The sequence below is a fragment of the Thermobifida cellulosilytica TB100 genome, from assembly GCF_001517975.1.
GTDB classification, from domain to species: domain Bacteria; phylum Actinomycetota; class Actinomycetes; order Streptosporangiales; family Streptosporangiaceae; genus Thermobifida; species Thermobifida cellulosilytica.
The window spans coordinates 176,629-196,179 of the sequence record NZ_KQ950180.1 but is presented as its reverse complement, the minus strand read 5'-3'; the positions used below and the strand labels follow the sequence as shown (position 1 = coordinate 196,179).

The 19,551-nt window shown below is 72.7% G+C and carries 17 protein-coding genes and 1 pseudogene; 7 read left to right on the top strand and 11 right to left on the bottom strand.

The window, feature by feature from the left end:
• From AC529_RS20265 to AC529_RS00890, 4 genes and pseudogenes are all read right to left on the bottom strand, one after another.
• Positions 1-649: pseudogene (locus AC529_RS20265) on the bottom strand (ComEC/Rec2 family competence protein); the annotation flags it as partial.
• Positions 646-1,851: a ComEA family DNA-binding protein gene (locus tag AC529_RS21115; protein ID WP_269745516.1), complete on the bottom strand. Its 1,206-nt coding sequence runs from the start codon at positions 1,849-1,851 to the stop codon at positions 646-648. The gene AC529_RS21115 and the pseudogene AC529_RS20265, both read right to left, overlap by 4 nt.
• Before the next feature lie 165 nt (positions 1,852-2,016).
• Positions 2,017-2,286: a 30S ribosomal protein S20 gene (gene rpsT / locus AC529_RS00895; protein WP_068753030.1), complete on the bottom strand. Its 270-nt coding sequence runs from the start codon at positions 2,284-2,286 to the stop codon at positions 2,017-2,019.
• A 196-nt stretch (positions 2,287-2,482) separates the two neighbouring features.
• Positions 2,483-3,442 carry a hypothetical protein gene (locus AC529_RS00890; RefSeq protein WP_068753029.1) on the bottom strand — a complete coding sequence of 320 codons (960 nt, stop codon included), beginning with the start codon at positions 3,440-3,442 and terminating at the stop codon, positions 2,483-2,485.
• Positions 3,443-3,622: 180 nt separating this feature from the next.
• Between AC529_RS00890 and lepA the strand changes: the two genes are divergently transcribed.
• The gene (lepA, locus tag AC529_RS00885; RefSeq protein WP_068753028.1) at positions 3,623-5,467 is read left to right on the top strand and encodes a translation elongation factor 4; all 1,845 of its coding nucleotides are present in this window, start codon (positions 3,623-3,625) and stop codon (positions 5,465-5,467) included.
• A gap of 88 nt (positions 5,468-5,555) precedes the next feature.
• Here lepA and AC529_RS00880 read toward each other — a convergent pair whose 3' ends face one another.
• The 4 genes from AC529_RS00880 to AC529_RS00865 form a co-directional block, all read right to left on the bottom strand.
• Positions 5,556-6,431, bottom strand: coding sequence for a sugar ABC transporter permease (locus tag AC529_RS00880; protein WP_068753027.1), 876 nt, complete (start codon positions 6,429-6,431; stop codon positions 5,556-5,558).
• Positions 6,428-8,038, bottom strand: coding sequence for an ABC transporter permease subunit (locus AC529_RS00875; protein ID WP_083947833.1), 1,611 nt, complete (start codon positions 8,036-8,038; stop codon positions 6,428-6,430). The genes AC529_RS00880 and AC529_RS00875 overlap by 4 nt, the downstream gene beginning before the upstream one ends.
• A 5-nt stretch (positions 8,039-8,043) precedes the next feature.
• Entirely contained in the window at positions 8,044-9,294 is a 1,251-nt protein-coding gene (locus tag AC529_RS00870) for a sugar ABC transporter substrate-binding protein (RefSeq protein ID WP_068753025.1), read from the bottom strand.
• Between the two features lie 238 nt (positions 9,295-9,532).
• Positions 9,533-11,167 (bottom strand): glycoside hydrolase family 13 protein, encoded by a 1,635-nt coding sequence (locus AC529_RS00865; RefSeq protein WP_068753024.1) that lies wholly within the window; start codon positions 11,165-11,167, stop codon positions 9,533-9,535.
• 103 nt (positions 11,168-11,270) lie between these two features.
• On the opposite strand from AC529_RS00865, the gene AC529_RS00860 reads away from it, so the two are divergent.
• Genes AC529_RS00860 through hemW form a run of 3 tightly spaced genes read left to right on the top strand, consistent with a single transcriptional unit; the run spans position 11,271 to position 14,273 of the window.
• Positions 11,271-12,314, top strand: coding sequence for a LacI family DNA-binding transcriptional regulator (locus AC529_RS00860; protein ID WP_198156251.1), 1,044 nt, complete (start codon positions 11,271-11,273; stop codon positions 12,312-12,314).
• A gap of 10 nt (positions 12,315-12,324) precedes the next feature.
• Positions 12,325-12,981, top strand: coding sequence for an MOSC domain-containing protein (locus AC529_RS00855; protein ID WP_068753022.1), 657 nt, complete (start codon positions 12,325-12,327; stop codon positions 12,979-12,981).
• A 59-nt stretch (positions 12,982-13,040) separates the two neighbouring features.
• Positions 13,041-14,273 (top strand): radical SAM family heme chaperone HemW, encoded by a 1,233-nt coding sequence (hemW, locus tag AC529_RS00850; RefSeq protein WP_068753021.1) that lies wholly within the window; start codon positions 13,041-13,043, stop codon positions 14,271-14,273.
• 56 nt (positions 14,274-14,329) lie between these two features.
• Here hemW and AC529_RS00845 read toward each other — a convergent pair whose 3' ends face one another.
• From AC529_RS00845 to AC529_RS00835, 3 genes are all read right to left on the bottom strand, one after another.
• Positions 14,330-14,821 carry a DUF4870 domain-containing protein gene (locus AC529_RS00845; protein ID WP_068754346.1) on the bottom strand — a complete coding sequence of 164 codons (492 nt, stop codon included), beginning with the start codon at positions 14,819-14,821 and terminating at the stop codon, positions 14,330-14,332.
• Positions 14,822-14,925: 104 nt separating this feature from the next.
• Complete coding sequence (locus tag AC529_RS20705) at positions 14,926-15,525, bottom strand: DUF4870 domain-containing protein (RefSeq protein WP_232306518.1); 600 nt, start codon at positions 15,523-15,525, stop codon at positions 14,926-14,928.
• A 56-nt stretch (positions 15,526-15,581) separates the two neighbouring features.
• Complete coding sequence (locus tag AC529_RS00835; RefSeq protein ID WP_068753019.1) at positions 15,582-16,418, bottom strand: DUF3097 domain-containing protein; 837 nt, start codon at positions 16,416-16,418, stop codon at positions 15,582-15,584.
• Between the two features lie 195 nt (positions 16,419-16,613).
• Between AC529_RS00835 and hrcA the strand changes: the two genes are divergently transcribed.
• The 3 genes from hrcA to AC529_RS00820 are packed head-to-tail and all read left to right on the top strand — an operon-like array spanning position 16,614 to position 19,519.
• Positions 16,614-17,627 carry a heat-inducible transcriptional repressor HrcA gene (hrcA, locus tag AC529_RS00830; protein ID WP_068753018.1) on the top strand — a complete coding sequence of 338 codons (1,014 nt, stop codon included), beginning with the start codon at positions 16,614-16,616 and terminating at the stop codon, positions 17,625-17,627.
• Complete coding sequence (gene dnaJ, locus AC529_RS00825; protein ID WP_068753017.1) at positions 17,628-18,773, top strand: molecular chaperone DnaJ; 1,146 nt, start codon at positions 17,628-17,630, stop codon at positions 18,771-18,773.
• Complete coding sequence (locus tag AC529_RS00820; protein ID WP_068753016.1) at positions 18,770-19,519, top strand: 16S rRNA (uracil(1498)-N(3))-methyltransferase; 750 nt, start codon at positions 18,770-18,772, stop codon at positions 19,517-19,519. The genes dnaJ and AC529_RS00820 overlap by 4 nt, the downstream gene beginning before the upstream one ends.
• Positions 19,520-19,551 lie beyond the last annotated feature (32 nt).

Below are 19,551 nucleotides of genomic sequence, written 5' to 3'. Positions count from 1 at the left end.
GCCGCTCCCGGACCTCCTCGGCCCAGGAGTGGACCCCGGACGGCGGCCCCACCTCGCGCGGCGGGCCGCGCACCAGCAGCAGCGCGGCCTCGAAACCGCCCTCGGCGGCGACGGCCCTGCCCGACACCCGGACCGACTGGCTGGGGACCAGGTGCCGCCACTCCTCCCCGCGGACCAGCAGGACCACCGGGACCCGGGTGTGCACCCGGGTCCCGTCCGCCGACGCCACCCACTCGGTGCGGGCCGCCACGACGAACTCGACGCCGCCCGGCAGCGACGGGGCGGCGCGGGGCCGCGGGTCCAAGGACACCGTCACGGACAGCTCCGCGGTCCTGCCCTCCGCGGCCAGCGCGGACACCGGGGAGCCCGCCACCGCGGCGCTGCGGCCCGCCACCGCCAGGGCCCCGCCCGCCGCGCACACCAGGACCGCGGCGAGCGGGGCGGCCACGGCTCCCAGGCGGGGACGGCGCAGCAGCGGCAGCACCGCCGCTGCCGCGCCCCCGGCCGCCGCCGCGACCAGGAAGGCGGTGCGCGGAGCGGCGTCCAGCAGCGCCAGCACGGTCAGCCACAGCCCCACCGCGGGAGCGGCCAGACGCAGGTCCAGCGGGGCGTGCCCGCCGGATGGGAGGAGCGGGGCGGGCGCGGTCACGACACCCCGCCCACGTGGACCAGGCCGCGCAGCTCCTCGAAGCGGCGGTCGCCGATGCCGGTGACGTCGCGCAACTGCTCCACCGAGGTGAAGCCGCCGTGGGAGGTGCGGTAGTCGACGATGCGCCGGGCCAGTACCGGGCCGATTCCCGGCAGGGTCTGCAACTGCTCGGCGGTCGCGGTGTTGAGGTCGATCGTTCCGCCGCCGACACCGCCGCCCGGGGCCGCCTGGCCGGGGGAGGGCGCGGGCGGCGGAGTGACGCCCACGAGCACCTGCTCGCCGTCGACGAGCGGGCGGGCCAGGTTGAGCAGCCCGGGGTCGGCGTCGGGCAGCAGCCCGCCCGCGGCCTCGATGGCGTCGGCCACCCGGGAACCGGCGGGCAGGGTGACCACACCGGGCGACTCGACCTCGCCGCCGACGTGGACGACCACCGTGCCCCCCGCGCCGGCGGCGGACGGGGAGGCGGCGGGGGAGGGCACGGGCGGGGCCGGGGCGGAGGCGGGACGGGCGGCGACCATGAACCACCCGGTGGCCCCCGCCGCCAGCAGGCACACCGCGGCCAGCGCGAAGACCCCGGAGGCGCCCAGGCGGGGACGGTCCTCCCCACCCGGGAACGGCAGCCGCTCCAGCAGTGCCGCGAGCGGTGCCGGAAGCCGCCGCTCGGCGGGGCCGGAGGGCAGCAGCCGCACGTATCCGGGAGGCGGCTCCTCCGGCGGGGGCAGGCGGACCCCGCCGCCGTCCCCGCGCCGTCGGTCCCGCCCGCGGCCGCCCGGGGACCGGGCCGGCGCAGGAGGCGGCTCCGCGCCGCCGCTGCCCGCGTCCCGGGGCTCCTCCCAGAACACGGGGGCGGCGGGCGGGGGCAGGACGTGGGGGCCGTCGCGCCCGGAGGCGTCGTCCGGAGTCGCGGACGGCCCGAGTGCGCCGCCGTCGGCAGACGCGGCGGACGGCGGAACGGGCTTTGGTGCCGACTCCGGGGCGTGCCGGTCGGGCGGGTCGACCACGGCGTAGGGCGGTGGCGGCGGCGGTATGAGCGGCGGCTCCGAGCCGTCGTCGCCGTCGGGGACGGGAGGAGGCGCGGGAAGGTCGGCGCCGTCGTCGGCCGCGGCTTCGGGAGCGGGGGCGCAGCGGACGGGCCGGACCAGGGCCCGCAGCCGCTGCTCCGGGGTGGCGGAGGGAACGGACGAGGGGTGTCGAGATGCCATGGCGTCGACGCTAGGGCGCGGCGCCGGGGCGTCGCCGCACAAGAACCCCCGCCTGTGGACAACCCGGACCGGCCCGGTCGGCCGTGCCGCTCCCGGCGGCCTCCCGGGAGCGAAAAGAGCGGAGGCCGGACCCTGGGGGTCCGGCCTCCGGCGTCTGTGCGAGAACTAGGCGTTCTGCAACTGGTTGAGCCGCTTCGCGATCGCGCTCTTGCGGTTCGCGGCCTGGTTCTTGTGGATGACACCCTTGCTGACGGCCTTGTCCAGCAGGCGCGCGGCGGCGCGCTGGAGGACGACCGCCTCTTCGACGTTCCCGGCCTCGGCAGCTTCACGGAACTTGCGGATGGCGGTCTTGAGCGAGGACTTGACCGCCCGGTTGCGCAGACGGGCCTTCTCGTTCTGCCGGTTGCGCTTCTTCTGCGACTTGATGTTCGCCATGCGAAAACATGCTCCAGTTGCTGTCAGGGTGCGCGCCGGGGACACCCGGACCGCGGTTGTGGGCAGCCGATCCACAAGGAGGTCCGCGGAGGCCGACGCGAGTGCTGAGACCAAGGGCTCAATCGAACGTGGAACGTCCGAGACACGGACTTCCATTATGCCCCGTCACCCGGGCTGCTCGCACCGCGACGCCTGTTCAGCGGCTGGGCGCCAGCCAGCCCTCCTCGAACGCCGCCCACTCCTCCTCGGCCATGGCCTCCGGCGCGTGCACCGCCATCCCGAAGCCGTCGCGTTCGCCGTGCCCGGTCAGCGCGATGCGCACCGCCTCCGCCGCGGTCGCCAGGTCGTCGGGGGCGGCGTCGCGCGGCGTGCCGATCCGCAGCCCCGTCTCCTCGGGGACCGCGCGCAGGGCCAGCTCGGTCTGGCGCGCCATGAAGCCGCCGTACAGGGAGCCGCCCGGCATGCCGGTGCCGCCGCCGGAGACCACGACCACGTCGGCCGGCTCCGCGACCCGTTGCAGGAAGCCGGTGGACCAGTAGCGCTCCCCCCGTTCGGCGAGGAACACCGGCAGCCGCACCCCGGGCAGCGGCTCCACCGGCAGCGCGAGCACCGACAGCACCGCCTCCTCGCCGACCGCCTCGCGGGTCTCCTCCAGCAGGGCGACGAAGCCCGGGTCGTTGACGGTGACCGGGGTGATGTCGTAGTGCACCCCGTCGAAGCCGGCGTCCACCACCGCGGCGGCCGCCTCCACCAGGCGGGCACGGGCCTCCTTGGGCACGCGGTCCTCCAGCAGCGACGAGCCGTCGGCGGTGCTGCTCAGCCAGCCCAGGACGCGCACCTCGGGCAGTTCCCGCCCCATCCGCTCCAGGAAGGCGCCGGCCTGCGCGTAGCCGTCGGGGTCCACCGACCCGTCCTCGGCGATCTCCCCCACGTGCACGTACACCTCGGAGAAGGAGCGCAGCCGGGGCAGCGCGGCGGCGAGGTCGGCCTCCCCGTCGAGCCAGGAGGCGTCCAGCCACGCCGCGTCCGCGCCCGTGGAGACCGCCCACTCCGCCTTCTCGCCGGAGAACTGCGCGGCCAGCAGCACGCCCGCGCCCACCGCCACCACCAGTACCGCGGCCAGTCCCGCGAGAAGACGTGTGAGTAGCCAGCGCACGTGGGTCTCCCGGTTCGTGTCGTCGCATAGCCTGGTGGGGGCCGTGTGTCCCATTCTGGCCCGTGGTACCGCCCGATGTCGCACCCGTGGGACCATGGGGACACCGCCCGAATCCGGGGCCGCGCGTGCGCTCCCGCCGCGTCGTGCCCATCCGACCTCGAAGAATGTGAACGGACCACGGTGCCACAGCCAACTCGGACCGATCCCGCGCTGATCCGGAACTTCTGCATCATCGCGCACATCGACCATGGCAAGTCGACACTGGCCGACCGCATGCTGCAACTGACCGGTGTGGTCGAGGAACGCCAGATGCGTGCCCAGTACCTCGACCGCATGGACATCGAACGCGAGCGTGGCATCACGATCAAGTCGCAGGCGGTGCGGCTGCCCTTCACCGCGCTCGACGACGTGACCTACGTGCTCAACCTCATCGACACGCCTGGCCACGTGGACTTCAGCTACGAGGTCTCCCGGTCGCTGGCCGCCTGCGAGGGCGCGGTCCTGCTGGTCGACGCGGCGCAGGGCATCGAGGCCCAGACGCTGGCCAACCTGTACCTGGCGCTGGAGAACGACCTGACGATCATCCCGGTGCTCAACAAGATCGACCTGCCCGCGGCCCAGCCCGAGAAGTACGCGGCCGAGCTGGCGGGCATCATCGGCTGCGAGCCGTCGGACGTGCTCCGGGTCAGCGCCAAGACCGGCGAGGGCGTGGAGGAGCTGCTCAACGAGATCGTCACCCGCATCCCGCCGCCGGTCGGCGACGCGGACGCGCCCGCGCGCGCCATGATCTTCGACTCGGTCTACGACACCTACCGGGGCGTGGTCACCTACGTGCGGGTCGTCGACGGGCAGCTCAACACCCGCGAGCGCATCCAGATGATGTCGACCAAGGCCACCCACGAGACGCTGGAGATCGGGGTGAGCTCGCCCGAGCCCACCAGGGTGGAGTCCCTGGGCGTGGGCGAGGTCGGCTACATCATCACCGGCGTCAAGGACGTGCGCCAGTCCAAGGTCGGCGACACCGTCACCTCCGCCGCCTCCCCCGCCGCGGAGGGGCTGCCCGGCTACCGCGACCCCAAGCCGATGGTGTTCTCCGGGCTGTACCCGATCGAGGGCACCGACTACCCGGTGCTGCGCGACGCCCTGGAGAAGTTGCAGCTCAACGACGCGGCCCTGGTGTTCGAGCCGGAGACCTCCGCGGCGCTGGGATTCGGGTTCCGCTGCGGGTTCCTGGGGCTGCTGCACCTGGAGATCACCCGGGACCGGCTGGAGCGCGAGTTCGACCTGGCGCTCATCTCCACCGCGCCCAACGTGGTCTACCGCGTCCGCATGGAGAACGGCGCCGAGCACACGGTGACCAACCCCAGCGAGTTCCCCGAGGGCAAGATCGCCGAGGTCCGCGAGCCGGTGGTGAAGGCCACCGTGCTGACGCCCGCCGACTACGTCGGACCGATCATGGAGCTGTGCCAGGGGCGGCGCGGTTCGCTGGAGGGCATGGACTACCTGTCCGAGGACCGGGTGGAGATGCGTTACACGCTGCCGCTCGCCGAGATCGTCTTCGACTTCTTCGACCAGCTCAAGTCCCGCACCAAGGGGTACGCCTCGCTGGACTACGAGCCGTCCGGGGAGCAGGCCGCCGACCTGGTCAAGGTCGACATCCTGTTGCAGGGCCAGGTGGTCGACGCCTTCTCCGCGATCGTGCACCGCGACAACGCCTACTCCTACGGCGTGGAGATGACCAAGAAGCTGCGGGAGCTCATCCCCCGGCAGCAGTTCGAGGTGCCCATCCAGGCCGCCATCGGCTCCCGGGTGATCGCCCGCGAGAACATCCGCGCCCTGCGCAAGGACGTGCTCTCCAAGTGCTACGGCGGCGACATCAGCCGCAAGCGCAAGCTGCTGGAGAAGCAGAAGGAGGGCAAGAAGCGCATGAAGATGGTGGGCCGGGTCGAGGTGCCGCAGGAGGCGTTCATCTCGGCGCTGTCCACCGAGAGCTCCGGCGAGGGCAAGGACGGCAAGAAGAAGTAGGGACGCGCTCCCCGGCCCGCACACCGGGGAGCGCGTCGCGGAGGGGCCGGTGCGGGCCGGGGAGAGGGCGGTCGCACCGGCCCGGGGCTCATCCCTTGACCGCGCCCGAGGTCAGCCCCTCGACGATGTAGCGTTGCAGGAACCAGAAGACCGCCATGGTCGGCAGCGCGACGAGCAGGGTGCCCACCGCGAACAGGCCGAAGTTGGCGTTGCGTTCGTCGGCCACCAGCGAGTACAGGCCCAGCGCGACCGTCTTGGCCTCCGGGTCGCGCAGGAACACGGTGGCGATGAGGAACTCGTTGACGGTGTTGATGAACACCAGCAGTCCGACGATCGCCAGCACCGGGGTCACCAGCGGCAGCATGATGCGGAAGAACGCCTGGGCGTGGCTGGCGCCGTCGACCTTGGCGGACTCGTCGAGCTCCGCCGGAACGGTGTCGAAGAAGCCCTTCATCAGCCAGGTGTTCACGCTCAGCGCGCCGCCCAGGTAGACCAGCAGCAGGCCCCAGCGGGTGTCGAAGCCGAACGCGGGCCAGTAGTCGGTGACCGTGTTGAATATCAGGTAGATCGCCACGATCGCCAGGAACTGCGGGAACATCTGGATCAGCAGGATGCCGAGCAGGCCGAGGCGCCGTCCGGTGAACCGGAAGCGGCTGAAGGCGTAGGCGGCCAGCGCGGACAGGAACACCGTGACCGCGGCGTTGCACAGCGCCAGCACCATGGAGTTGACGTACCAGGACCCGAACGGGGTGGTCGCGAACAGCTCCCGCGCGTTGTCCAGGGACGCCCCGCTGGGCAGCAGGTGGCTGGAGCTGAGCGTGCCCAGCGGGTTGAGCGCGGCCGAGACCACGAACAGGATCGGGAACAGCGCGAAGGCCAGCGCGAACCACAGCAGCAGGTGCCGCCAGGAGTTCTCCCGCAGCCACCGCAGGGCGCGCCGGTTGCGTGTCGCGGCGGTCGTCACCGGTTCACCTCCTCCAGGGAGCGGCTCTGCCGCAGGCTCACCACGGACAGCAGCGCCACGATCAGGAAGATGAGGACCGACACCGCCGAGGCGAACCCGTACTGGGCGCCCTGGCCGCCGAAGGCCAGCCGGAAGGTGTAGGTGATGAGCAGGTCGGTGGCGCCGGCCAGCGGGTTGTCGGGACGGAACGGCCCGCCCGCGGTGGTCAGCCACACCGCGTTGAAGTTGTTGAAGTTGAACGCGAAGGTGGAGACCAGGATGGGGGTCATGGCGACCATCAGCAGCGGCAGGGTGACGTGGCGGAACGCCTGCCAGGCGCCCGCGCCGTCGATCCGGGCGGCCTGCCCCAGCTCCCGGGGGATCGACTGCAACGCCCCGGTGGCCACCAGGAACATGTACGGGAAGCCGAGCCAGGTGTTGACCAGCAGGATCGAGCCGCGCGCGGTCCAGGCGTTGCCCAGCCAGTTCACGTCCAGTCCCAGCACCCGGTTGATCAGCCCGAAGTCGGTGTTGAACATGTCGCGCCACAGCAGCAGCATCGCGAACGAGGGCATCGCGTAGGGCAGGACCAGCAGGATCCGGTAGAGGGTGCGGCCGCGCAGGGGCGTGCGGGTGTGCATGAGCAGGGCCAGGCCCAGCCCCAGGGCGAAGACCAGCAGCGTGGTGCCCGCGGCGAAGCCGATGTTCCAGGTGAGGATGGACAGGAACGAGGAGGCGGTGGTCGGGTCGGTGACGAACCGCAGGAAGTTGTCGAAGCCGACGCCGACCTGCCAGCCCTGGAGCAGCCGCTGCCCGTCGGCGGAGACGAAGGCGCCCGCGGCGTCGTCGGCGACGTACTCCACCCCGGTGGCGGAGTCCACGACGCAGTCGCAGTCCTCCTGGTAGGTGCGGGTGGCCCGGCCCTCGTAGGCCATGGACAGCCCGCTGGAGCGGATGCCGGTGCCGTCGCCGGTGGGGACCGCGAAGTCGGCGATCTCGTTGCCGCGCTCGTTGATCTCGGCGGTGGTGAGGACGGTGTAGTCCTCGGCCTCGGTGACCTTGCCCGAGGGGTCGACGGCGACGTCGTCGGCGTCGAGCTCGGTGAGCCCTTCGGCGTCGCCCGCGTAGACGGTTCCGTCGGCGGCGGTCAGCAGGAACACCAGGTCTCCGGTCGCCGGGTCGCCGTCGGCCGCCACGGTGAGGGTGTAGCTGGGCGAGTCGGGGGAGCGCACCACGGAGTAGGCCTCGATCGCCGCGATGGCCTGCTCCTTGTCGCCGCGGTGCCCGTCGCCGAAGTTCGTCACCGAGGTGCTGACGGTGTACAGCACCGGCAGGATCTGGAAGGCGATGAGCAGCAGCGTGCCGGGCAGCAGGTACTTCAGCGGCACGTGGCGGGGCGACAGGTAGACGTAGAAGACGAGGGCCGTCACCGCGGCGACGATCCCCACCCCGATCCAGTTGGCCGCGCCGACGAGCGGGACGGCCGCCCAGATCGCCAGGGCGGAGGCCAGGCCCAGCGCGCCGATCTTGAGGGCCAGCCCGGCCACCGAGGCGGAGGGCGCTCCGCGGACGCGGGACGTGGGAGCGGGCGCCCTTTCCGGGGCGCCCGCTGCGGCGTTGCGGGCCACCGCGGTCAGCCGCCGATCTGCTCGGAGATCGCGGCGCCCGCGGCCTTCACGGCCTCGGCCACGTCCTCACCGGCGATGACGGCGGCCTCGGCCTGTCCGAACGGCCCCCACACGGCGGCCATCTCGGGGATGGCGGGCAGCGGGTCGCCGTTCGCGCCGGCCTCGACGATCTTGGCCAGGTCGGGGTTGCTCTCGGCGACGGCGTCCAGGGCCGAGGTCAGCGCCGGGGGACGGGGGTCGGCCTGGTACAGCGCCACGGCCAGTTGCGGGTCGGCCACGTAGTTGGTGACGAACTCCTGGGCGAGGAGCTTGTTGGCGCCTCCGGAGGCGACGAAGAACGCCTGGACGCCGATGAAGGGCCGGGCCTCCTCGCCGTCGGCGAATCCGGGGACGGGGCTGATCTCGTAGGGGATGCCCGCCTCCTTCATGTCCGCGATGGCCCAGGGGCCGGAGATGAGGAAGGCGGTCCTGCCCTCGTGGAACAGCGGGCCGGCGTTCTGGCTGTCGATGGAGCGCTTGAGCACGCCCTCGCCCTTCTCGCCGAGCTCGGCGATCTTCTCGAACGCCTCGATGGACGAGTCGGTGCCCACGCCCAGGTCGGAGGGGTCGAGGCTGCCCTCGCCGTCCCTGCCGAACAGGTAGCCGCCCGCGGAGGTGTACAGCGGGTAGATGTGGTAGGCGTCGCCCTCCGAGCCCACCTGGAGGCTCAGGATCTCCTCGACTTTGCCGTCGTCCTTGAGCTTCCTGCCCTGCTCGACGAGGTCCTCGATGCTCTCGGGGGCGTCGGGGGCCAGGTCGGTGTTGCGGAACAGCACCAGGTTCTCCATGGCGTAGGGCACGCCGTAGAGCTGGCCGTCGAAGGTCACCGCGTCGAGGGCGACCTGCTCGAAGCCGTCGGCCGTCTCCTGGGGGAGCTGGATCGGGTCGACGGCGCCGTTGCGGACCAGGTTGCCCGTCCAGTCGTGGGCGCCGACCACCAGGTCGGGGGGAGAGCCCGCCTGGTGGGCGGTGACGAAGTTGTCCTGGAGGTCCTCGTTGGGGACGGACTCGACCTCCACGGTGACGCCGTGCGCGTCGCCGAACTTCTCCGCGTAGGGGATCAGTACGTCGGTTCGGTTGGGGTCGGCCCAGATGACCATGGTGCCGTCTGCGGGCTCCTCTGAGGACGCGGTCTCGTCGCCTCCGCCGCCGCACGAGGTCGCGAGCAGCGCGAGGACCGCCGCGCCCGACAGCACGCTGAAGCTGCGGAACTTCATGGATTCTCCTTCGAGCATGCCGCTGCGGCGTCCCCCGGCACCGCGCGGCTTCCAGTGCGGTGGCGTGAGACGTTAGCAAGATCTTGCAAACTTTGGAAGAGTTTTCGGTCTCTTGCTGCAAGATACGTAATCCAAGTGAAATGTCCGGTTGACAGCAGCGGGGGTCCGGGCGCCCCCGTGCGCCCGGACCCCCGCTCTCCGTGACTGGCATCCCGCACCCCGGGGAGCCGTCCGCGCGTCAGCGTCGCAGCCACACCGCGGTGTCCGCGGGCAGCACCAGCTCCGTCCCGGACCGCTCCACCGGACCGCTGGACAGCAGCACCTCGCCCTCCAGGGAGAGCCCAACGGGAGCGGAGCCGAGGTTGACCGCGCAGCAGAAGCCCGGGTCACGCGCCAGCACCAGCACGTTCTCGGGAGCGTCCTGCCAGGTCAGCGAGCCGTCGCCGAGGGCCGGCAGCTCCCGGCGCAGCCGCAGGGCCGCCTTGTACAGCGACAGGGTGGAGCCGGGGTCGCCCTCCTGGGCCTGCCGGGTGAGCGAGCGCCACTGCGCGGGTACCGGCAGCCAGGCGCGCTCGGCGGTGCAGCCGAAGCCGAACGGCGGCTCCTCGCCCTCCCACGGCAGCGGCACGCGGCAGCCGTCGCGTCCCCGCTCGGTGTGCCCGGAGCGCTCCCAGGTGGGGTCCTGCAACGCCTCCTCCGGCAGGTCGGTGACCTCGGGAAGGCCCAGCTCCTCGCCCTGGTAGAGGTAGACGGACCCGGGCAGGGCCAGCATCAGCAGGGCGGCGGCCCGGGCCCGGGCCAGGCCCTGCGCGCCCCCGCCGAACCGCGTGACGTGCCGGGTCACGTCGTGGTTGGACAGCACCCAGGTGGTGGGTGCGCCGACCGCGCCGTTGGCGGCCAGGGAGCGGTCCACGACCGAGCGCAGCGCCGCGGCGTCCCACGGGGAGGTGAGGTACTCGAAGTTGAACGCCTGGTGCAGCTCGTCGGGGCGCAGGTAGCGGGCCACCCGGTCGGCGTCCTCCACCCAGGCCTCCGCCACCAGGGCGCGCTCGCCCGGGTAGCTGTCGACGATGGCCCGCCACTCCCGGTAGATCTCGTGCACGCCGTCCTGGTCGAAGTAGGGCAGCCGGGTGTGGCCGTCCAGCAGGTCGGCCTTCTGCCCCTCGGCGATGTCGGGCAGCGCGGGGTCCTTGATCATTCCGTGCGCCACGTCGATGCGGAACCCGTCCACGCCGCGGTCCAGCCAGAACCGGAGGATGTCGGCGAACTCCGCCCTCACCTCCGGGTTCTCCCAGTTCAGGTCGGGCTGCTCGACGTCGAACAGGTGCAGGTACCACTCCTCGGGCTGCCCCCCGGGCGCCTTGACCCGGGTCCAGGCGGGGCCGCCGAAGATCGACTGCCAGTTGTTCGGCGGCAGCTCGCCGTCCCTGCCCCGGCCCGGCCGGAAGACGTACCGGTCGCGTTCGGGGCTGCCCGGCCCGGCGGCCAGCGCCTCGCGGAACCAGCGGTGCGCCGAGGAGGTGTGGTTGGGGACGATGTCGATGATGACCCGGATGCCCAGGTCGTGGGCTGCGGCCAGCAGCGCGTCGAAGTCGTCCAGGGTGCCGAACCGGGGGTCGACGTCGCGGTAGTCGGCGACGTCGTAGCCGCCGTCGGCCAGCGGGGAGACGTAGAAGGGGGTGAGCCAGACCGCGTCCACGCCGAGGTCGGACAGTGCGGGCAGGCGTTCCCGGATGCCGTTCAGGTCGCCCTCGCCGTCGCCGTTGGAGTCGGCGAAGCTGCGGACGTAGACCTGGTAGATGACCGCGTGCCGCCACCAGCGGGAGGGTGCGGCCGCTGCCGCGGGGCGGGCGCTGTCAGGAGTCTGCTGCATGGAGGTCTCCAGAGAACCTGGGGGTAACGGGGACTGCAATCGCTTGCGCAAGGTTACCGATTTCTTGCAGCGGGGGAAGCGGGTTTTGGATTAGAGTGCTGGCATGGGTCCACCACGATTGGCCGACATCGCCCGCCAGGCGGGCGTGAGTGAGGCGACGGTCTCCCGGGTGCTCAACGACAAACCGGGAGTGGGTCCGGCCACGCGCAAGGCCGTGCTGACCGCGCTCGACGTGCTCGGCTACGAGCGCCCGGCCCGCCTGAGACAGCGCTCGGCCGGGCTGGTCGGCATGGTCGTGCCGGAGCTGGAGAACCCGATATTCCCCATGTTCGCGCAGGCGGCCGAGGGGGTGCTCGCCCAGCACGGCTACACCCCGGTGCTGTGCACCCAGACGCCGGGCGGGATCGTGGAGGACGAGTACGTCGAGATGCTGCTGGAGCGCAACGTCTCCGGCATCATCTTCGTCTCCGGCCTGCACGCCGACACCACCGCCAACCACGACCGCTACCGCGCCCTGCTGGCCCGCCGCCTGCCCATCGTCCTGGTCAACGGCTACGTCGAGGGGCTGCCCGCGGTGTTCGTCTCCCCCGACGACCGGGCCGCGGCCCGGCTCGCGGTCGACCACCTGGCGGCCCTGGGCCACACCCGCATCGGGTTCGCCAGCGGCCCCTACCGCTACGTCCCGGTCCAGCGCAAGCTGGAGGGCTTCAAGGCCGCGCTCGACCGCAACGGCCTGGAGTTCCACGACGACCTCGTGGAGCTGTCCCTGTTCGGGGTCGAGGGCGGGCACGCGGCGGCCAGCAGGCTGCTCGACCGCGGCGTCACCGCCATCGTGTGCGGCTCCGACCTGATGGCGCTGGGCGCGGTCCGCGCGGCCCGCCAGCGAGGGCTGTCGGTCCCCGGCGACCTGTCGGTGGTCGGCTACGACGACTCCCAGCTCATCGCGTTCACCGACCCGCCGCTGACCACGGTGCGCCAGCCGGTCCAGGCCATGGCGCTGGCGGCGGTCCGGGCGCTGTGCGACGAGATCGCCGGGCACGCCCCGGCGCGCACCGAGTACGTGTTCGAGCCGGAGCTCGTCGTCCGCGGCTCCACCGGGGTGCACCGGGCGGAAATGGGGGAGCGGGTCGTCCGGGCGGGCAGGTAGCGTACGGCCCATGGACACCGGGATCGTGCTGTCAGTCAACACCGGCCTGCCCGTCTCCGCCGAGTGGGCGGGCAGACTCAAGCACACCGCCATCGACAAACGCCCGGCCGCGGGCCGGGTGCGCGTCCACTCCCTGGGGCTGGAGGGGGACGTCCAGGCCGACACCGTCAACCACGGCGGCCGCGACCAGGCCGTCTACGCCTACGCCCGGGAGGAGCTGGACCTGTGGCAGGAGCGGCTGGGCAGGCCGCTGCGTGACGGGATGTTCGGCGAGAACCTCACCACCCGCGGGGTCGAGGTCAGCCGTGCGCTCATCGGCGAGCGGTGGCGGGTCGGCAGCGCGCTGCTGGAGGTGACGCTGCCGCGCACGCCGTGCGGCACCTTCCAGAACTGGCTGGGGGAGCGCGGCTGGGTCAAGCGCTTCACCCAGGAGGCGCGCACCGGCGCCTACCTGAGGGTGCTCGAGGAGGGCGAGGTGGCCGCCGGCGACCCCGTGGTCGTGGAGTACCGCCCCGACCACGGCATCGACCTCGCCACCGCCTTCCGCGCCCGCCACGGACGCGACGCGGCCCTGCTGCGCCGTGTCGTGGAGATCCCCGGCAGCGCCGCCAAGTGGCGGGCCCAACTGGCCGCCGTCGAAGAGCAGCTCGGCACCGCGCCGAGGTGACCGGGGCGCCCGCGCCCCGGCGGGCGCGGGCACCGCCCGGCATCGCCGACACTGGAGACATGCCCTCAGTCCCGCTCGACGGCGTCCCCGTCCCCGACGACGGCTCCCTGCCCGCGTCCGCGCTGGCGGGCGTCGGCTCGCGGCCGTTCGGGGTCTACGTGCACGTGCCGTTCTGCGCCACCCGCTGCGGCTACTGCGACTTCAACACCTACACCGCCGCCGAGCTGCGCTCCCGGGACGGTTCGGCGGTCGCCTCCCCGCGCACCTACGCCGACCAGGCCGTGGCCGAGGTGGACCTGGCCCGGCGGGTGCTGGGCGACCGCGAGGTCCCGGTGCGCACCGTCTTCTTCGGCGGCGGCACCCCCACGCTGCTCTCCCCCGAGGAGCTGGGGCGGATCCTCGCCGCGATCGACGACCGGTTCGGCCTCGCCCCCGGCGCGGAGGTCACCACCGAGGCCAACCCCGAGACCGTCGACCGCGACGTGCTGCTGCGGCTGCGCGACGCCGGGTTCACCCGGATCTCCTTCGGCATGCAGAGCGCCCGGGAGCACGTGCTGGCGGTCCTGGAGCGCACGCACACCCCGGGGCGGCCCCAGCAGTGCGTGGCCTGGGCCCGCGAGGCCGGGTTCGAGCACGTCAACCTGGACCTCATCTACGGCACGCCCGGGGAGAGCGACGCCGACTGGAAGGAGTCCCTCACCGCCGCGCTCGCGGCCGGGCCCGACCACGTCTCCGCCTACTCGCTCATCGTGGAGGAGGGCACCCGGCTGGCCGCGCGGGTGCGCCGCGGCGAGCTCGCCCCGCCCGACGACGACGTCATGGCCGACCGCTACCTGATGGCCGACGAACTGCTGTCCGCCGCGGGACTGCACTGGTACGAGGTGTCCAACTGGGCGGCCGGCCCCTCCGCGCGCAGCGCCCACAACCTGCTGTACTGGACCGGCGGCGACTGGTGGGGGATCGGTCCCGGCGCGCACAGCCACGTCGGGGGAGTGCGCTGGTGGAACGTCAAGCACCCCGCCGCCTACGCCGCGCGCCTGGCCGCGGGGCGCACCCCGGCGCAGGCCCGCGAACTCCTCTCCGCCGAGGACCGCCGCTTCGAGCGCATCCTGCTGGAGCTGCGCCTCGCTCAGGGGTGTCCGCTGGACCTGCTCGACGACTCCGGACGCGCCGCCGCGGCCCGCGCCGCCGCGGACGGACTGCTGGACGCCGCCGCGCACGCCCGGGGGCGCGCGGTGCTCACCCTGCGGGGGCGGCTGCTCGCCGACGCGCTGGTGCTCGACCTGTCCTGAGCCCGGGACACGAGAAAGGGGATCCGGTGACCGGATCCCCGAGCCGTGCGGGACGACTACTTGATCATGCGGATGGTGACCGGGTAGCGGTACCACTCGCCCTTGTTGGCGGCCACCGTGGCGAGGATGGAGAAGACCAGGCCGAAGATCCAGACAATCGCCGGGACGAAGGACAGGATCCCGAGGGTGACCACCGCCAGGACCCAGGAGACCACGTAGGCGATGGTGACCGTGATCTGGAAGTTCAGCGCCTCCAGCAGGTGGTGCCTGAGGTAGGGGGAGGCGGTGTCCTTCTTCACCAGGTACATCACGAGCGCACCGACGAACATGGTGACGATGCCCAGCAGGTGCGTCAGGAGCGCGAACGTGTTGTCGTCGCCGCTGGCGGCGGGCTGCTGGCCGTAGCCGGGCTGCGGGGGGTAGCCGGGCTGCGGAGCGCCGTACCCGGGCTGGCCGTAGCCGGGCTGACCGCCCGTCGCGGAGGGGTCGGGGCCGTAGCCGCCCTGACCGTAGTTCTCGGGGCCGGGGGGCGGGTAGGGGTTGCTCATGTTCATCCTCGTGTTCGTTCTTCGGGAGATGCGGGCAGATCCGCCACGGTCCGGCGGGGCGCCGTTCGACAACTCCGACGGAATTACCGTAGGGGAGGTTCCCGTCATTTGACCAGATGAAAAGCGATCGGGTAGCGGTACCAGGAATCCCGTGCCGCGGCCGTGGCGGCCAGCGTCCCGAAGACGAGACAGACCAGCCACACGGCGACCGTCACCGCCGTCCCGATCCACGCCAGGTCGGGGGAGGAGAACCCCAGCCCGACGAAGAGGCCGGCACCGACGACGTACGGGAAGAACAGGGTCAACTGGAGGTTGAGCGCCTCGGCGGCGTGGTGGCGCACGAACGGCGAACGGCCCTTCGCCACCAGGTAGACGACCAGAGACGGCAGCCAGGCGGTGCAGGCGAAGACCACGCCGACCAGGTGCGCGACCATCGCCCAGGTGCTCCCGTCGGAGCCCGGGGCCCCCGCGGGCCACGGGCCGTGGCCCGCGGGGGCCTGGTACGGGCCGGGGAGCGCGGAGGGGCGCCCCGGCGGGGGCGGGACGGACTGCGGCTCCGAGGCGGACTGCGGGGGGTGCGGCGGGGCGAACCTCGGCGGGCGCCGCGGCTGCTGCTGCGGCCCGGGCGGGGCCGACCGGGGGTCCGGGGGGCTCTGGGGCGGGTCCCAGCCGTGGGACGGGGGGTGGGGCGGTGTCTCGCTCATGCTCTTCCCTTGGCCGTGCCGTGGTGCGGACGGGGACACGGGTCCACAGACGCAGCCTAGGCAGGGGAAGAGCACGGAGCGGTCAAGAAGTCGATGACTTCTTCGACCCGGCCGAGCAGTTCCGGCTCCAGGTCGGCGTAGGAGCGCACCGAGCCCAGGATGCGCCGCCACGCCTCCTGGGGGTCCGTGCGCCAGCCCAGCGCGGCCAGCACCCCCTCCTTCCAGGGGGTCCCCTGCGGGACGGAGGGCCAGGCGGGGATGCCGAGGACCGAGGGCCGCACCGCCTGCCAGACGTCGACGAAGGGGTGCCCCACGACCAGGACGTGCGGGGAGGAGACCCGTTCGGCGATCCGGCTCTCCTTGGAGCCGGGGACGAGGTGGTCCAGGAGCACGCCGAGCCGCCGCTGCGGGCCGGGCGCGAACGCCGCGACCGCCTCCTCCAGGCGGTCCACCCCCTCCAGGCACTCCACGACGATGCCCTCCACCCGCAGGTCGTGGCCCCAGATCCGCTCCACGAGCTCGGCGTCCTGGACGCCCTCGACGAAGATCCGGCTCTCCCGCGCGGTCCGCGCCCGCAGGCCGGGCACCAGGACCGAGCCCGAGGCGCTGCGCAGCGGTCCGGAGGGCGCCGAGGGCGGGCGCACCACGGTCACCGGACGCCCGTCGATCAGGAAGGACGCGGGGGCCATCTCGAACACCCGGCGCCGGCCGTGCCGGTCCTCCAGGGTGAGCGTGGTACGGTCCCAGGCCACCACCGCACCGCAGAAGCCGTCGTCGGCGACCTCCACGACCAGCCCGAGCTCGGCGGGGACGGTCGGGACGCTGCGCCGGTCCCGGCGCCGCCGGTCGCCGGAGAGGACGTCGTCGCCGTAGCGCCTGGGGTGGGGAGGCATGGTGCGGATTGTAGTGGCCGCGCCGCCGGGGAGGACGCGGACGCCGCGCGGCGGCGCGGCAGAATCCCCTGGCGGACGGGTGGGGCCTGACCGCGGCGGTTACTGGTTGATACCGTCCCCGAACGGACATAACGCCTCTTGGCTCCGCCGCGTAGAATTAGCACTTGAGACCACGGAGTGCCAGGAGGTGAGCGCGTGCTCGACGACCGTAAACTCGCGGTGCTGCGTGCCATCGTCGAAGACTACGTGTCCACGAACGAGCCCGTGGGATCCAAAGCACTGGTCGAGCGGCACAAGCTGGGGGTGTCCCCGGCTACCATCCGCAACGACATGGTGGCGTTGGAGGAACAGGGATACATCGCCCAGCCGCACACCAGCGCGGGCCGGGTGCCCACGGACAAGGGATACCGGCTCTTCGTGGACCGGCTCTCCACGGTCAAACCGCTGTCCAAGGCCGAGCGGCGGGCCATCGAGACGTTCCTGAGCGGGGCGCTGGACCTCGACGAGATCGTCTCCCGCACGGTGCGACTGCTGGCCCACCTGACCCGCCAGGTGGCGATCATGCAGTACCCGTCGCTGACCCGGTCGTGCGTGCAGCACATCGAACTCGTGCCGCTGGCGCCGCAGCGTGTCATGATGGTGCTGATCACCAACACCGGGCGGGTCGAGCAGCGCGTCATCGACGGCCTCGCAGAGGTCTCCGACGACGTGGTCGAGAACCTGCGCAGGGTGCTCAACCGGGCGCTCGCCGGGAAGTGGCTCACCGAGGCGCCCCAGGCGCTGGCGGGGGTCACCTCCCAGCTCCCGGTGGACGACCGTCCGATGGCCGAGTCGGTCCTGTCGGTCCTGATGGAGAGCCTCGTCGAGAAGCACGAGGAGAAGGTCGTCTTCGGGGGCACGTCGAACCTCGCCGCGATGGGGTTCTCGGCCGGACTCCGCGACGTCCTCGAAGCACTGGAAGAAAACGTCGTGCTCATCCGTTTGCTGGGTGAGATGGGCGACGCCTCGATGCTGACGGTGCGCATCGGGACGGAGAACGCCCACGAGGGCCTACAGGCCACGTCGGTGGTCGCCGCCGGATACGGGATCGGCGACCAGACGCTGGCCAAACTCGGGGTCGTCGGCCCCACCCGGATGGACTACCCAGGAACGATGGGAGCGGTGCGCGCAGTGGCAAGGTACGTCGGTCAGATCTTGGCGGGGCAGTAAGTGGCCAGGGACTATTACGAGATTCTCGGCGTCCGCCGTGACGCGACCCAGGACGAGATCAAGAAGGCATATCGCCGTCTCGCGCGTGAACTCCATCCGGACGTCAACCCCAATCCGGAGACGCAGGAGCGGTTCAAGGAGGTCGCCCAGGCCTACGAGGTGCTCTCCAACCCGGAGAAGCGCCGCATGTTCGACATGGGCGTCGACCCCTTCGCCCGCGGCGGCGCCGCGGGCGGCGGAGCGGGCGGCTTCGGCGGGGCGGGCTTCCCGTTCGACGACCTGATGAACGCGTTCTTCGGGGGCGCTGCGGGCGGCCCCCGCACGGCGCGCGAGCGGATGCGCCGGGGACGCAGCATCAAGGTGCGGGTCGAGCTGGACCTGGCCGAGACCGCGTTCGGCGTCACCAAGGACATCACCTTCCCCACCGCGGTCGTGTGCGACACCTGCCAGGGCGAGGGGACGGCGCGGGGCAGCCACCCCGAGACCTGCGACATGTGCGGCGGCCGCGGCGAGGTCTCCCAGGTCACCCGCTCCTTCCTCGGCCAGGTCATGACCACCCGGCCGTGTCCGCAGTGCGCCGGGCAGGGCACCGTCATCCGCAACCCCTGCCCCGACTGCGCCGGGGAGGGCCGGGTGCGCGAGCGCGTCACCCGCAAGGTCCAGATCCCCGCGGGCGTCGAGGACGGCACCCAGATCCAGTTGGCGGGCGAGGGCGAGGTCGGTCCGAACGGCGGCCCGCGCGGCGACATCTTCCTGGAGATCGTGCAGCGCCCGCACCCGATCTTCGAGCGGCGCGGCGACGACCTGCACTGCACGGTCACGGTGCCGATGACGGCGGCGGCGCTGGGCGCGTCGCTGACCATCGACACCCTCGACGGCCCCGAGGAGATCGACCTGCGTCCCGGCACCAACTCCGGGCAGATCATCACCCTGGAGTCCAAGGGCTGCCACCACCTCAACGCGGCGGGCCGCGGCGACCTGCTGATCCACGTCACGGTGGAGACGCCCAGCCGCCTCGACGAGGAGCAGGAGGCGCTGCTGCGCAAGCTCGCCGAGCTGCGCGGCGAGGACCGCCCGCCCGGCAAGTTCAGCCCCGGACACGGCAACCTCTTCTCCCGCATCCGCGACGCTTTCGGCGCGCGGTGACGGCCCCGGTCTTCCTGGTCGACCCCGCGGACCTGGACACCGACCCCGTGCTGGTGACGGGCGCCGAGGGACGGCACGCCGCCACCGTGCGCAGGATCGGCGTGGGTGAGACCGTGCACCTGGTCGACGGCGCGGGCAACCGGGCGCACTGCGTGGTCACCGCGGTCGGCAGGGACACGGTCACCTGCGCGGTGCGCGAGCGCGTCCACGAGGAGGCGCCCGTGCCGCGCATCACCGTCGTCCAGGCGCTGCCCAAAGGCGACCGCGGGGAGCTGGCCGTGGAGGTCATGACCGAGGCGGGCGTCGACGCCGTGGTGCCCTGGCAGGCGGAGCGCTGCGTCACCCGGTGGCGGGGCGACCGCGCCGCCAAGGCGCTGGCCAAGTGGCGTTCTGCGGCCCGAGCCGCGGCCAAGCAGGCCCGCCGCAGCCGCATCCCCGAGATCGCCGAGCCGGCGGGCCGGGCGGAGGAGGTCGCGGAGCTGCTCGCGTCCGCCTCGCTGGGGATCGTGCTGCACGAGGAGGGCGCGGTGCGGCTGTCGGAGCTGGAACTGCCCGAGAAGCTGTCCGCCCCCGGGGGGCACGTGGTCCTGGTCGTCGGCCCCGAGGGGGGCTTCACCGACGCGGAGCTGGCGGCCTTCGAGGCGGTCGGGGCGGTGCGGGCGCTGCTCGGCCCCACCGTGCTGCGCACCTCCACGGCGGGAGTGGCGGCGCTGGCCGTCCTCCAGGCCCGGTGCGACCGCTGGTAGCCCGGCCGGACCGCTGCCGGGGAGCCCTCCCC